Below are 14512 nucleotides of genomic sequence, written 5' to 3'. Positions count from 1 at the left end.
CTTTAATAAATGAACAAAAAATATTTAAAAACAAAGCGCTATACCAATAAATAAAATATTGCCGAAAACCTGCGTCTTTTCGGTCAGGTATGGCTTTTCCAGAAGCCGCCATTCAGGTTCTTGACATAGACCAGCAAGGCAAGCGCCAGGATTGCCGCCTGCAGTCCCAGACCTTCCCAGGTGGGGAAAATGCCGAGCCATTCGATCGCGGGGATCTGCGCCAGGGTTTCGGGAATCTTTCCGGCCTCCTGCAATGCCGCAATCCCCTTGCCCGCGAAAATAAAGGACAACAACAGCAACAACGCCCCCGTGGCCCCAAAGAACTGTCTTAACGGCAAACGCACGCTGTATTTCATAACCAGCCAGGCCACAACCAGCAGAAGAACCAGGGCCACCGCAAACCCGGCCATGATCGAATTTGCACTGCTCTGTGTACCGCCGGCGCCTGCCTGCGCCCACAAAGCCTGATAAAACAGGATCGTCTCAAACACTTCGCGATAGACCGAAATAAAGGATAGCCCAGCGAGCCCCCACAGGGTGCGGCCGTTCAGCGCCTTCTTCACACTATCACGGATAAACCGTTGCCATCCGGCAGCACTTGTCTTGTTATGCAACCAATACCCCACAAACAACAACATCACTGAAGCGCTCAGGGCCGCGACCCCTTCGGTGACCTCGCGGGTGGCCCCGCTGATCTGCACCACATGATCCGACACAAACCAGGTCAACGCCCCCAGAACCAGCGCAGAAATCCATCCCATATGCAGATACGGCATGGCGTCCCGGCGACCGGTTTTCAACAGGAAGGCGGATAGGGCAATCACCACCAGCAACGCCTCCAGGCCCTCACGCAATAAAATAACAAAACCGGCGGTGAAAGCCGCCACCGGACTGAGGCCGTCGGTTTCCTCCAGCCGCTCCCGGGCCGTTTGCAGCAAACGCCAAAGGGTTTCATAATGGTCCTCAATCTCCGCCGCAGGCGCCTGTTTCCTCAGGCTGCTGCGATAGTGCGCCATTGCCGCCTCGACCTGTTTCATCAAAGTTGAATCCAGCGCGGACAGTTGTGCCTCGGCCAGCTCAAACCCTTCCAGATAGGCGGTAAGCGCCAGATCATAAGCCCGCTTCGCCTGCCCGTCCCGATAAGCCTCCCAGCTTTCGCGAAGCCGTTCCTGTGCAAAGACCAGTGGTGAATCCTGCGTTGCGAACAACACCTCCGGCGTGCGCCGCAAATACGCCACAAGATCAGCCCCGCCATCCCAGGCCGCCGCCGCTTCGTTGGGCGTCAGGGTGGTGAAATTATGGACCGTGACCGGCACGCCACTGCGCTTCAGCTGCTGCCAGAGCTCCTGGCCGCGGGCCGCCGCGTCACCAGCCGTTGCCAATTGCCCCACATAAGCCGCCAGGCTCCACCGGTCCGCTTGGGATAAAGACGAAAAGTCCCCCATGGCCGTGCCTTCGATTCCATAGGTGATGGTATTGAACAGACCATACAGCGAACGTTCCGCATAACGGGAGGGATCCCGGAAATCCGTGGGGGCCGGGTCCAGACCCACGGCCAGCGGCCCGGCGCCATCCCCCCGGCGGCCATGGCAAGAAGCACAGTTTTCCTGATACAACGCTGCCCCGCGCGCCAGATCCGGGACCCGGCCGGGCGTCACGGCAAGATCATAGGAGCCGATGATCGCCGCCCGCATCGCGCCGGTTAACAGGGCGATCTGCTCGGCGGGTGCCTTTTTTTCGATCAGATCCCGCAACCGGACGGCCTGCTGCTTTAGGGACAGGGCATCCGGCGATGGCTCAAGGCGGGCGACAAATCGTTCAATGGTGGCGGCGAACTCCACCATCTCTGCATATTCTTCCGCACTGACAACCTGTCCCTCCTCAACGGCCTGACGATAATCGACGCCCACATAATCCACCAGCTGAATCAGACGATTGACGGTTTGCGCATCATCGGCAAAGGATGTCGCCGGAAAAACCAGGCAGGCAAGACAAAACAGAATGAGGCGCATCATCATCGGCATTCTTTATTCAGACAGGGTTCATATTATATATAATAATAATTACTATTATTTATTATGCAACCACCTCATGGCCTGAACGCCACTTTTTTGATCCCATTTTTCTATAAAACTCAGTTTATGAAAAACGAGCGCCTTCATGTGAACGAGAGCCCGGCACATGAACCAGATTACACCAGATACTCCTCCGCCTGGGTTTGCAATAAGATTCCGTCGCACTGCATCCTAGGCTCAGGACCTATTAATTTAGGTATGGTGTATTTTTGGGAATTATGATTTAACGTTGTGGCAGGAGCTTCCACCATGACTGATTTGTATTATCTTACCGACGACCAACTGGCGCGCATCCAACCCTTTTTCCCGCTGGCGCATGGTGTGCCACGGGGTGATGACCGGTGGGTCATCAGCGGGATTATCCATGTGCTGAAGCGGGGGCTTCAGTGGCGTGATGCGCCGAGAGAGTATGGCCCTCACAAGACTTTGTATAATCGCTTCAAGCGCTGGAGCGAGAGGGGAGTGTTCGACAGGATATTCACGGAGTTGGCGTCTCGGGATGTCCCGGACCAGCTCCAGATAGATGCCACACACCTGAAAGCACACCGGACGGCCGCCAGTCTGGCAAAAAAGGGGATATTTCCCGCGACATTGGCCGCCCGAAAGGCGAACTGAACTCGAAGCTTCATGCGGTTTGTGACGGTGAAGGCAGGCCGCGCCTCCTGTGCCTGACGTCGGGCAATGCCAGCGATTTCAAGGGCGCGGCCATGCTCGCGCCGCACCTGCCGCCGTCACGGGACTTGCTGGCCGACAAGGGCTATGACGCCAACTGGTTCAGGGAGGACCTCATCAAGCGCGGGATCAGCCCCTGCATCCCACCAAAGCGCAACAGACGCCAGCAGATCGCCTATGACAAAGCCCTGTACCGTCTGCGACACAAGGTCGAGAATATGTTCGGCAAACTCAAGGACTGGCGCCGTATCGCAACGCGATATGACCGCTGTTCCCACACATTTATAGCCGCCATCAAAATCGCCGCCATCGTTATATGGTGGATTTAATGAGTCCTGAGCCTAGGCCGAATCGACATTCATCGCATCCATATGATTGATGCGGCGAGGAGGGTGAAGGCGAGGAAGTTGCAGGCTTTTCGATCATATCGGGTTGCGAAGCGGCGGAAATGTTTGAGTTTGTTGAAGGCTCGCTCGATGGCGTTTCGCGCCTTATAGATGGTTTTATCGTAGGGGATCTCGATTTTTCTGGTCCGGTTTGACGGGATCACCGCCTCTGCCCCCATATCCCTGATGATCTGGCGCAGGGCATTGCTGTCATAGGCTTTATCGGCCAGTACATGGCTGGCGCTCAACCCGTCAAGCAAGGCGGGAGCCTGTGTGATGTCGCCCCGCTGTCCCGGTGTCAGGATGAACCGGAGGGGGCGCCCAAGGGCATCGCTCGCCATATGAACTTTGGTGGTCAGTCCTCCTCGGGAACGCCCCAGAGCCTGATTTTGGTCCCCCCTTTTCCGGTCGCTGCCTGCTGATGGGCGCGGACCAGTGTGGCATCCAGCATCACATAATCATTGTCGGGATCCTCCACCAGGTCATTGAAAATCCGGTCCCAGACCCCGCGCTTCGCCCAGCGCGTGAAGCGCTTGTGGACAGTTTTCCACTTGCCGTAGCGGGGCGGCAGATCGTGCCAGTGGGCCCCCGAGCGCAGCACCCACAGCACCCCGTTGACAAATTGCCGGTTATCGACCGCGGTACGGCCGGGATCACCCGCCTTGCCAGGCAAGAGCGGCGCGATCCGGTTCCATTGTGTGGTCGTCAGTTCATAGCGCTTCGACATCAAAAGGGCTCCAACATTAAAGGTGAAACCCTATGAATCACATAAAACACATCTTGTGAAGCATGAATGTCGATTGAACCTAAGTCTCCTCCATCAATAACAGCCAGAACTTTCCATAGATTAAACCGGTGATTTATAGGGGCCTCACCATTAAAGTGAATGGAGCCAACCTATGCACAATTCCCTCTAGGTAACTCTCTTCTATCCAAGCACTACATTATTAATTTTAAGAATTACTTGCAAATATAAACCCTACCTCCTATAAAACGCTACTGATTATTATTAACATGTATATGACGCCTCCCCCGGGAGGCCTTACGTCATCTTGAGTCATACAGTTATGCGTGGAAAAAGGAGGAAAGTGTATGTATCCCGCAGAAAAGGCAAAAATATTCTCCGCCGTCATAGCATTGCAATCCGGTCCGGGTACAAAGACCCCTCCGGCGGGATTGGTCTATGGGGCGAAAGTTAAAACGGGGGCCGGATGGCTTCCGGGAACAGTCTTTTACACGGCCCTAGGGTTGGCCATGGCCCTAATGACGCCAGAAGGCGCGGTGTCAGCGGCAGCGAAGGGGGCGGCTGATGCTGCGGAAGGCCGCGGAACAAAGCTGGAGGAGATCGTCGTCACGGCCCTGCGAACGCCACGGCCCATCACCGCCATTCCCAACACGGTCCGGATCCTGGACCGGACCACGGTGGAAGAGCAACTGATCCTCTCGCCCAGCATGCAGGAGGGACTCGGCTTCGTGATTCCCAGCTATACCGGCGGGCCACAAAAGATGAGCAGTCTCGGCGAATCCCTGCGCGGACGGACCCCGCTTTATCTGGTTGATGGCATTCCCCAATCCACACCGTTGCGTGACGGCAAGCGCAGCGCCATGACCATTGATCCGGATTTTATCGAACGGATCGAAGTGGTCTATGGCGCCAATGCCATTCAGGGGGTGGGGGCCACTGGCGGCGTGATCAATTATGTGACCATGCATCCCGCCGAGGACGGCTCGTGGTCGGGACGGGTTACCGTACAGGCAGAAACTGACGATTTTCAGGATGACAGTTTCGGCTATAAGACGACGGGTCGGGTGGCCAAAAAATGGGGCGCTTTTGACATGGTGTTCGGCGCTGTATATCAGGAGAGGGGGCTTTATTATGATGGTACGGGCCAGCCCTTGGGCGTCACTCTGCAAGGCGATACCCAGGATTCCCGGAGCTTCAGCCTGTTTTCCAAACTGGGGGTGGATGTCGCGCCGGGCCAGCGCGTGGAAGTGATGGCCAACCTGTTCGATCTGAACGGACATGGAAATTATGTCCGGGTGACGGGTGACCGGGACAACGGCATCCCCGTCACCTCGATCCGGGGCGAAGAGCCTGGCGAAGCGCCACATAATGAAGCACGCAATGTGGCGCTCACCTATACCCATGAGGACCTGGGGTCTGGCCTATTGACAGTTCAGGGATATTATTACAATTTTGATGCACTTTACGGCGGAATCATCACCCCCACATTTCAGGACGCCGCCATTGCCCCACTCGGCACTCTATTCGACCAGTCTGCCCTGCATTCCACCAAACATGGCCTGAAAGTCACCTATGTGCGGGACGACATCTTCATTCCCGGTCTGCAACTTGCCCTCGGTGGCGATTATCTGCGCGACAAGACCTATCAGGATCTGGCCCTGACAGACCGCATTTGGGTGCCGGAAATGACGTTCGAAGAGATTGCCCCGTTTGTACAACTGGAACAGCGGCTGCTGGACGATAAGCTGCGCTTCTCAGGAGGCCTGCGTTATGAAAATGTGACTCTGGACGTCCAGGATTTTACGACCCTGGCCTTTTACGGCGCGCATATGGTCACAGGCGGCGCGCCCAGTTTCGACAAGGCCCTGACAAATGCGGGAATTGTCGTGACCCCGTCCGAAGGATTAAGTCTGTTTGCCTCCTTTTCCCAAGGATTCTCCATGCCGGATGCAGGGCTGGTTCTGCGCTCTGTCAGCCTGCCAAACCAGTCGGTTGAGACTTTGATCGACCTGCAGCCAATCGTCGCGGACAACTGGGAGTTAGGGGTGACCTATGCCGGTGAGGCCTTCAATCTGTCGGCCAGTTATTTCTGGTCGGGATCAGATCTGGGATCCCGCATCCAGGTGATTGACGGGGTAGGTTTTGTGCGCCGGGAAAAAACCGAGATCCAGGGGGTTGAAGCTTCCGCCAATTTCCGATTGCCCGGGGAATATGTTCTGGGCCTGAATTTCGCGGCGTTGCGGGGGCGTTTCGACAGTGACGGGGATGCGCTCACGGATACAGATCTGAGCGGACGCAATATCAGCCCCGACCGCCTTAACGCCTTTATCGAAGGACCGCTTTATGAGGGATCTCAAGGCGCCCTCAATGGCCGGCTGCAGACCTCCCACTTTTTTGACCGGAAATTTGATGGCGGAAGTCCCGATATGGATTTTACCGGCTATACCCTTATCGACGCCATTCTGACCTGGCATATAAATGAAACCAACAAGGTTATGCTGTCAGCCCGGAATCTGCTGAATGAATTCTATATCACCTATTACGCTCAGACCGGGACCACCAATAACGATTATTATTTCGCCGGACGGGGCCGTTCTTTCACCCTGCGTTATCAGGTTGATTTCTGAAAATGACAGCATAAGGGGATAGGGGGTGCAGCAGCTTGCCGCTCGCCCCCTTCTACCCCTGCATTCTCTGCAGTACGGTGTCTATCGCTTCGGTCAGGCTGGCAATGTCGCGGGGCTGCATGGTAAAGGCAGGGGTAAGATAGATCACATCGCCCAGCGGCCGGATCCAGACCCCTTCCTTGACAAATTCCTGACGCATCGCCACGGGATCGGTGATTTTTTTCATCTGAATCACGCCGACCGCGCCCTTGACCCGCACATCCACCACATCAGGCCGGTCGAGAAACTGGGCAAGACTCTGGGTCAGATGGCCTTCGATTTTTTTCACCTGGCCCAACACATCCTCTTCCTCGAAAATATCCAGCGAGGCATTGGCCGCCGCACAGGCCAGTGGATTGGCCATATAGGTGGGGCCGTGCATAAACGCCTTGTCCGCCTCCTCCGACAGGAACGCCCCATATACCCGCTCGCCCGCTACAGTGGCCGCCATCGCCACCATCCCGGCGGTGAGGGCCTTGCCGAGACAGATGATATCCGGGACCACCCCCGCCTGTTCGCAGGCAAACATGGTACCCGTGCGCCCGAATCCGGTAAAAATTTCATCCAGGATCAGCAGCACATCGGCCTCCCGGCAGGCCTCATGAATGCCCCTGAGGATTTCCGGGCCGTGAAATTTCATCCCGCCCGCCCCCTGAATCAGGGGTTCCATGATCACCCCGGCGATACCGTCTCGATGGTCTTTCAGAAAGACCGAAAACGCCTCAAGTTCGGTCGGGTTTTCGGGGAGCTTGACGATATGCTGTTGTTGCAGATAATCCCCAAAAGCCTTATGCATGCCGCCGTCGCTGTCGCCCACCGCCATGGTGGCCGAGGTATCGCCGTGATAACCCGCCTTGAATCCCACAAAACGGGTGCGCCCCGTCACCCCCTGATTGAGCCAGAATTGCACCGCCATTTTCAGCGCAATTTCCACAGAGACGGAACCGGATTCGGAAAAAAACACATGGTTCAGATCGCCGGGCAACAGATCCGCCAGCCGTTTGGCGAGCCGGGCGGCTTCCTCATGCACCAGACCGCCCAGCATCACATGGCTCAACCGGTCAATCTGGGCTTTCATTTTTTCCTTCAGTCGCGGGTGGTTGTAACCATGGCAGGCGGTCCACCAGCTGGCAATGCCGTCAATCAGCCGCCGCCCATCGGCAAGTTCCAGTCTCACCCCGTCAGCGCCCACCACCGGCAACGGATCGGGGGTTGTCTGCATCTGGGTATAGGGCAGCCAGACATGCGGTACGCCTTCACTGTACCAGTCCGGGATCTCCCCGCCGGACAGCCGTTCGGGTCCGCCCGAATGTAGTTCAGGAGTCCTGTTTTTGTGCATTATTTCCTTCCGGGGCCAGCCCCAGCCGTTTAAACAGCGCCATATCCTCGTTCTGGACCGGATTGGGGGTGGTCAGCAGCTTTTCCCCATAGAAGATGCTGTTGGCGCCGGCAAAGAAACACAGGGCCTGCATTTCGTCACTCATGTTTTCCCGACCGGCGCTGAGACGTACATAAGACGCCGGCATCAGAATCCGCGCCACCGCAATGGTGCGGATAAAATCAAACGGGTCCAGCGCGTCCTTGCCAAACATCGGCGTGCCTTCCACCTGCACCAGCATGTTAATGGGCACGCTGCCCGGATGTTCCGGCAGATTGGCGAGAGTCTGCAACATGCCCGCCCGGTCTTCCAGGCTTTCGCCCATGCCGACGATGCCGCCGCTGCATACATTAATGCCAGCCTCACGCACCCGGGCCAGGGTTTCCAGCCGGTCTTCATAGCTGCGGGTGGTGATGATTTCCTTGTAATATTCCGGTGAACTGTCCACATTGTGGTTGTAATAATCCAGCCCCGCCTGTTTGAGTTTTTGCACCTGCTCCTGATCCAGCATGCCGAGCGTCACACAGGTTTCCATGCCCAGATCCTTGACCCCCTGGATCATCGCACAGACCGTATCCATATCCCGCCCCTTGGGGCTGCGCCAGGCCGCGCCCATGCAATAGCGGGTGGCGCCGGCCTCTTTCGCTTTTCTGGCCTGCGCAATCACATCCTCTACGGCCATAAGCTTGCTGGCATCCACTTCCGTCTGATAGCGCGCCGATTGCGGGCAGTATTTGCAGTCTTCCGGACAGCCGCCGGTCTTGATGCTGCACAACTGGCTGAGTTGCACCCGATTGGGATCAAAATGTTCCCGGTGCACCGTCTGCGCCTGATACAAAAGATCCATCAGCGGCATATTGAAAAGTTCCAGAATTTCCCGCCGGGTCCAGTTGTGACGAAACCCGTCCGCATAAGCGTCCTCCAGAGAGACGGTCTGATCCCCGATTTCCTGCACACCTGATACTGACATATATCACCCGCTTTTTCTTGAGTTCAACAAGGCTGCACATTCCCCGAACAGCGCAGAAATGTCAAGTTTATAACATAAAAACTTTACTCGCCGGTAACATTGACTATAGTCACGATACGCGCCACATATGGTAAAGTAAATAGACTGGACCCGGGCACCATGGATTCCCTTGATAAATTTGCGGCCGAAAAACTGAAAAAACTGGAGGCCCGCGGCCTGCGCCGGCGCCTCAAAACCACGCACCGGTCCAGCCGGGGTCTGGCACAACGCAATGGGCGCGAGCTGATTTCCTTCTGCTGCAACGATTATCTCAACTTCACCCAGCATCCAGCCATCCGCCAAGCCGCCAAGGACGCCATCGACGGCTATGGCGCCGGGTCCGGCGCCTCCCGCCTGATCACCGGCAATCATCCGCTGATCGAAGAACTGGAAACCTGCCTCGCCCGTTTCAAGGGGACAGAGGCCGCCTGTGTGTTCAGTTCCGGATATATGGCCAATATCGGCATTATTCCCTGTCTGGTCGGCGAAGGCGACGTGATTTTCGCCGATGCACTCATCCATAACTCCCTTCTGGCCGGCAGCCGCCTGAGCCGGGCCGAACTGATCCTGTTTCGCCATAATGATCTCGACCATCTGGAGGAACTGCTGCACAGTTTGCGCGGGGCCTATCCTCGGGCCATGATTCTAACCGACGGGGTGTTCAGCATGGATGGCGATCTTGCCCCACTGCCGGGTCTTGCCGCCCTGGCCCGTGATCATGACTGCTGGCTGATGACCGATGATGCCCACGGCATTGGCGTGGTCGGCCCCGATGAAGACGGCATCCGACGCGGCAGCGCCACCTGTTTCAGTCCGCGCCCACACATCCCGTTGCAGATGGGCACATTGTCCAAGGCGATCGGCAGCTTCGGCGGCTATCTGTGCGCCAGCCGCACGGTTATTGATTTCATCAAAACCCGGGCCCGCAGTCTGATCTACACCACCGCCTCCCCACCGGCCAGCATCGCCGCCGCGCTCAAGGCGCTGGAGATTATTGAAACGGATCCCGATTATTGCGCCCGGCCAATGCAAAAAGCCCGGCTGTTTACCGCCGCGCTCGGGCTTCCCGCGCCGCAAAGCCCCATTGTGCCGCTGATTGTGGGAGACACGGAAAAAACCATGAATTATGCCGCCCGGCTGGAAGACCAGGGATTTCTGGTGACCGGCATTCGTCCGCCCACCGTACCGGACGGGACGGCGCGCCTCAGGCTCACCTTCAGCGCTGCGCACCGGGACGAGGATGTGCTGCGGCTGGCCGAAGCCATCCGCGGCCTGGGCCTGGATCTGGAGACACGGGCATGACGCCGGCACCGGCAAAAAAAACCCTTTTCGTTACCGCCACCGGTACGGAGCTGGGCAAGACCTATGTAACCTGCGGGCTGATCCGGGCGTTCCGGGAACTGGGCCGGGACGTGCAGGCCCTCAAACCGGTCATCAGCGGTTTTTCGCCGGAACAGCCTGACAACAGCGACACCGGACAGATCCTCCGGGCGCTGGAACAGCCGCTAACACCGGACACCATCGACGCCATCTCCCCCTGGCGCTTTGCGGCCCCGCTGTCGCCCGATATGGCGGCCGAGGAAGAAAGCCGCCGCATTGACTTCGACACACTTGTGGACTTTTGCCGCGCCCGGCAACAACAGGCCGAAGATATCCTGATCATTGAAGGCGTGGGTGGCCTGATGGTGCCCCTGGATGACCGCCATACCGTGCTGGACTGGATCCTGGCACTGGACGCGGAAATCCTTCTGGTGGCCGGAACCTATCTCGGCAGCCTCAGTCACATTCTGACGGCACTCAGTGTTCTGAACCATCACCAGCGCCCTGTGGGGCGGTTGATTCTGTCCGAGTCGGCGGAAAATTCCGTGGGACTGGCACGCACAGCCGCGACTGTCACAAAAATTTCACAACTGAAATCAATTGTTTCCCTCGAAAGATTCTCAACCCCTGACTGCTTTTCTGGCCTGGCCCGAAGCCTGATTCACCCGGCATAATTTTCTGCAACGGCAAAAATCTCCGGGCAGGATTTTTACAGGCCCGGCATAACGCATTGATATTCTTTTTATATTCGAATGGCATAATATTTGCTTTTTCCGTGCTCAAAAGGAGAAACGCCGTGACCGCCATTGAGATGCAGATTAAAAACAGCCCTTCCGTAACTCATTGTAACAAAAGCACGAAAACATCCCTTACAGATCTTGTTCTGGAAATGAAACATCTGGGTCTTGATCCGGCGCCGTTGCTGTCGGTGGCCGCCGGAGACTTTCTGCGGCGCAGTGGTCCAGACGCCCGGCTTCAGGCAAAACATCTTTATCACCGCGCCCAGGAGCATCAGGACCAGGACGGCATGTATTTCTGGCACGAGATATATGCCCTTCTGGAACAAATACCCCTATGCCCGGCATAAGACCGGCAAGAGATTCTTCTTGCATGCCCCTTATGCTGGATTCTATACTTTTTGATATGTTAATAATTCAGAGATCCCTTGAGGGGTCATACCGGTGACCCTTCATCTGCCTGACTGCCTCGGTATAGCTTCGGTGATACCGAGGCTTTTTTTATGCATGATCCGAGCGGCATATGCCCCGAAGGCTACCGGCAGCATACTGCGGACATATGCCCCTTACCGTACCCAAGACATATCTCAGCCGATTTTGGCCAGCCCCGGGAACCAGTCCAGAAGCACATTGCCGAAGGTCTGCAACAGGCCGGTAAAAATGGCCAGGCCGGTCATGATCAACAGTAAGCCAATCAAAATTTCCACGGTCCTCAGATGCCGGCGGAAACGGCCGGAAAAACTCAGGAAGCGGTTGATGGACAACGCCGCCACAACAAACGGCACGCCCAGCCCCAGCGAATAGACGCCCAGCAGACTGACCCCGGCGCCAAAAGTCTGCTGGCTAGCCGCCAGGGTCAGAATGGTGCCTAGAATGGGCCCGATACAGGGCGTCCAGCCAAACGCAAAGGCGAGCCCCACCACATAGGCGCCAAGGATGCCGGCGGGATTGTCACGGGTCTGAAACCGGGCTTCCCGATAAAGAAGGGGAATCCGCACCAATCCTGTGAAATGTATCCCTAGGATCATGATCAGCGCCCCCGCCACTTTGGAAAAGACTGGCATATAGTTCAGCAGCAGGGGTTGCAGGCTCGATGCGCCGGCGCCCAGTGCCACAAAAACCGTGGAAAATCCCAAAACAAACGCCAACGCCCCCCAGAACACACTGAGCAGCGGCACTTTGTCCCCTTCGCGAAGGTCATTCAGCGAATTTCCCGTGACAAAACAGACATAGGCCGGCACCAGCGGCAACACACAGGGCGACAAAAAACTGAAAATACCACCCAGAAGCGCAGCAAAATATGAGATATCCGTGGTTTCCATGGAGCCAGTTGTAACGCCCTTTGCAAAATACGCAAGCGGGAATCGGATCAGAAAATTGTGAACATATGCGGGAAGTTCCTGATCAGGACACTTTCTGGGACAGAAAGCCCCCCAGCCAGCCGGCAAAAAGCGCCATCATCACCGCCGCCAACCCATAGGCCGCCGGATTTTCATGGGCGAAATTGTAAATCGCCCGCTCCAGGCCCACCTTGTCCACCTGCAGGGTGGTGTCCTCCCGCAACAGGATTTCCCCGTCGCGCACCAGATAAACCCGGGTCAGATACTCCCCCACCGGCATATTGGCCGGAAAATGCATTTCCGCCCGGAACAGAATACCTTCCTGGAGACGCACATTACCGCTTTCCTGCATATACAGGCCGCGCTGCATCATGTTGCGGAAAAATCCTTCGCGATAGGCGCGGGCCTCAGCACCGGAAAGGCCGGAGGCAAATCTTATCGGCAACCGTTCTATGCCGATTTGTTCCCGCTCCAGAACATGTTCCGGCAGAATTTCCTCCAACGGCCGGGTTGATCCCAGAGAATAATATCCCGGCACCCCTCTCAGCAGTTCCCGGCCTTTATTGACCCAGATACCGCTGATTCGTTCCTTGCGGCGGATCGTCATATCGCTTGTGGCGCTGCTCACACTGATAATCACGTCATAATCCATGCCGGCCATGACCACGCCGTGGCCGCCGTCCTCCTGGGGAATCTGGGGATCGATGGCGCCAAAGATCAGCAGATCGGCACCGGCAAACCGGGACGTGATCTCAATGACATGTTCCGACAGGTCCGTGACCAGGCGCTCGGCCCGCGCCGTCCCATTTCCGAGAAACAGGCCCAGCACAAGACCCAACACCAGGCCCAGCGCCCAAATCCCCGACATTATGCCGGACTGATTCCGTTCAAACCGTCTCAATGCGCCTCTCCCGTCTCATACGCCGGATTGGCAGGAAACACCGTATAAACCTCATCAGGTTCTACCACCAGATCCACGCCCATCTTGGCCCCCACCACCAGCACCAGCACCGCCAGCAGGATACGCAGCTGCTCCCCACCCAGTTTGGCGCCAACCCGCACCCCAAGCGGCGCGCCGATCACCGCTCCGGTCAACAGGATAAGCGCCAGTATGGCATCCACGGTCTGGGTATTGACGGCATGCAGAAACGTCACGCTGGCAGTCACAAAGGTAATCTGAAACAACGACGTCCCAATCACCACGCCCACCGGCATATTGAGTAGATAAATCATGGCCGGGACCATGATAAACCCCCCACCAACCCCCATAATGGCCGCCAGAACACCCACCAGCGCCCCAATAGCCAGCGGCAGCAGCACACTGACATACATTCTGGATTTGCGAAACCGCATCTTGAACGGCAGGGCATCGACCCAGGTCCGCGGCCGCCGCCCCGGTTTCACCGTCGCCCCGTTGCGCTTGCGGATCATCGCCGAAATGCTTTCCACAAACATCAGCCCGCCAATGCCGCCCAGAAAGATCACATAGGCGATGGAAATCATCAGGTCCACCTGTCCCAGCGATTTCAGCAAGGTAAAGATCCAGGCCCCGATAAAGGAGCCAATGGCCCCGCCAATAATCAGCACCAGGCCCATTTTATAGTCCACCCCGCCGCGCCGGGCATGCGCCAGCGCCCCGGACACAGACGCGGCCGTGATCTGATTGGCTTCCGACGCCACCGCCACCGCCGGCGGCACCCCGGCAAAAATCAGCAGCGGCGTCATCAGAAAGCCGCCGCCGACGCCAAACAGGCCGGAGAGAAAACCGACACCTCCCCCCATAGCCAGCAACACAAAGATATTAATGGATAATTCGGCAATGGGCAGGTAGATCTGCATGTGATATACTGTTCTGGTTTGACCGTTTGGACACTGAACCGGGCTGCAAGACAGGTGCTTCTGCGCCGACCCTGCGCCGGTTAATTGTTATTGGTTCCATAAATCCTAAACAAAATTCCTGCAAATTTACAGTAAATTATCCAGGCGTGTCGCGTTTTCTGCAGTTATCGGAAAAGTTTTTCCTGAATAAAACGAACGTTTAATTTTGACTTGACCTTTACGTTAACGTAAACTATGGTTTTCAGGCTCAGAGTCGCCAGACGCCGGACATGGCTCCCAAGTCCTGATGCTGAGCGTCGGAGACCACCGTGGGGGACAGAAGACGGCACATATACGGGATATAAA

The 14512-nt window shown here is 56.7% G+C and carries 11 protein-coding genes and 1 pseudogene; 5 read left to right on the top strand and 7 right to left on the bottom strand.

Annotation, left to right across the window (positions count from 1 at the left end; translation table 11 throughout):
- Nucleotides 1–83 precede the first annotated feature (83 nt).
- Nucleotides 84–2018, bottom strand: coding sequence for an FTR1 family protein (locus FE788_RS00375; RefSeq protein ID WP_168190197.1), 1935 nt, complete (start codon nucleotides 2016–2018; stop codon nucleotides 84–86).
- Between the two features lie 306 nt (nucleotides 2019–2324).
- Between FE788_RS00375 and FE788_RS00370 the strand changes: the two genes are divergently transcribed.
- Nucleotides 2325–3076 (top strand): IS5 family transposase gene (locus FE788_RS00370; protein ID WP_425462972.1). Its coding sequence is split into 2 segments (ribosomal slippage): nucleotides 2325–2664 and nucleotides 2664–3076, totalling 753 coding nucleotides; the frame shifts between segments, so codons are not numbered across the junction.
- A gap of 29 nt (nucleotides 3077–3105) precedes the next feature.
- Here the strand turns inward: FE788_RS00370 and FE788_RS00365 are convergent.
- Nucleotides 3106–3860, bottom strand: a pseudogene (locus FE788_RS00365) (IS5 family transposase).
- Nucleotides 3861–4414: 554 nt separating this feature from the next.
- Between FE788_RS00365 and FE788_RS00360 the strand changes: the two are divergent.
- The gene (locus tag FE788_RS00360; protein WP_210414046.1) at nucleotides 4415–6505 is read left to right on the top strand and encodes a TonB-dependent receptor; all 2091 of its coding nucleotides are present in this window, start codon (nucleotides 4415–4417) and stop codon (nucleotides 6503–6505) included.
- 52 nt (nucleotides 6506–6557) lie between these two features.
- On the opposite strand, the gene FE788_RS00355 is transcribed toward FE788_RS00360, so the two are convergent.
- Nucleotides 6558–7883, bottom strand: a complete 1326-nt coding sequence (locus FE788_RS00355) for an adenosylmethionine--8-amino-7-oxononanoate transaminase (protein ID WP_138378786.1) — start codon at nucleotides 7881–7883, stop codon at nucleotides 6558–6560.
- Complete coding sequence (gene bioB, locus FE788_RS00350; RefSeq protein WP_138378785.1) at nucleotides 7861–8892, bottom strand: biotin synthase BioB; 1032 nt, start codon at nucleotides 8890–8892, stop codon at nucleotides 7861–7863. The genes FE788_RS00355 and bioB overlap by 23 nt, the downstream gene beginning before the upstream one ends.
- A 159-nt stretch (nucleotides 8893–9051) precedes the next feature.
- On the opposite strand from bioB, the gene bioF reads away from it, so the two are divergent.
- From bioF to FE788_RS00335, 3 genes are all read left to right on the top strand, one after another.
- Nucleotides 9052–10233, top strand: a complete 1182-nt coding sequence (gene bioF / locus FE788_RS00345; RefSeq protein WP_138378784.1) for an 8-amino-7-oxononanoate synthase — start codon at nucleotides 9052–9054, stop codon at nucleotides 10231–10233.
- Nucleotides 10230–10925 carry a dethiobiotin synthase gene (gene bioD / locus FE788_RS00340; RefSeq protein WP_138378783.1) on the top strand — a complete coding sequence of 232 codons (696 nt, stop codon included), beginning with the start codon at nucleotides 10230–10232 and terminating at the stop codon, nucleotides 10923–10925. Before bioF ends, bioD begins: the two co-directional genes overlap by 4 nt.
- A gap of 122 nt (nucleotides 10926–11047) precedes the next feature.
- Nucleotides 11048–11338, top strand: coding sequence for a hypothetical protein (locus tag FE788_RS00335; RefSeq protein WP_138378782.1), 291 nt, complete (start codon nucleotides 11048–11050; stop codon nucleotides 11336–11338).
- A gap of 237 nt (nucleotides 11339–11575) precedes the next feature.
- On the opposite strand, the gene FE788_RS00330 is transcribed toward FE788_RS00335, so the two are convergent.
- The 3 genes from FE788_RS00330 to FE788_RS00320 all read right to left on the bottom strand — a co-directional run bounded on the left by FE788_RS00330 (nucleotide 11576) and on the right by FE788_RS00320 (nucleotide 14167).
- Nucleotides 11576–12310 (bottom strand): cytochrome c biogenesis CcdA family protein, encoded by a 735-nt coding sequence (locus tag FE788_RS00330; protein WP_138378781.1) that lies wholly within the window; start codon nucleotides 12308–12310, stop codon nucleotides 11576–11578.
- 82 nt (nucleotides 12311–12392) lie between these two features.
- Nucleotides 12393–13229: a TIGR02186 family protein gene (locus FE788_RS00325; protein WP_138378780.1), complete on the bottom strand. Its 837-nt coding sequence runs from the start codon at nucleotides 13227–13229 to the stop codon at nucleotides 12393–12395.
- The gene (locus FE788_RS00320; RefSeq protein WP_138378779.1) at nucleotides 13226–14167 is read right to left on the bottom strand and encodes a sulfite exporter TauE/SafE family protein; all 942 of its coding nucleotides are present in this window, start codon (nucleotides 14165–14167) and stop codon (nucleotides 13226–13228) included. Before FE788_RS00320 ends, FE788_RS00325 begins: the two co-directional genes overlap by 4 nt.
- Between the last annotated feature and the right edge of the window lie 345 nt (nucleotides 14168–14512).

The sequence above is a fragment of the Luteithermobacter gelatinilyticus genome (genome assembly GCF_005849285.1).
Taxonomy (GTDB): domain Bacteria; phylum Pseudomonadota; class Alphaproteobacteria; order Sphingomonadales; family Emcibacteraceae; genus Luteithermobacter; species Luteithermobacter gelatinilyticus.
The sequence above is the reverse complement of the archived record's forward strand: the minus strand, read 5'-3'. Positions and strand labels throughout refer to the sequence as shown.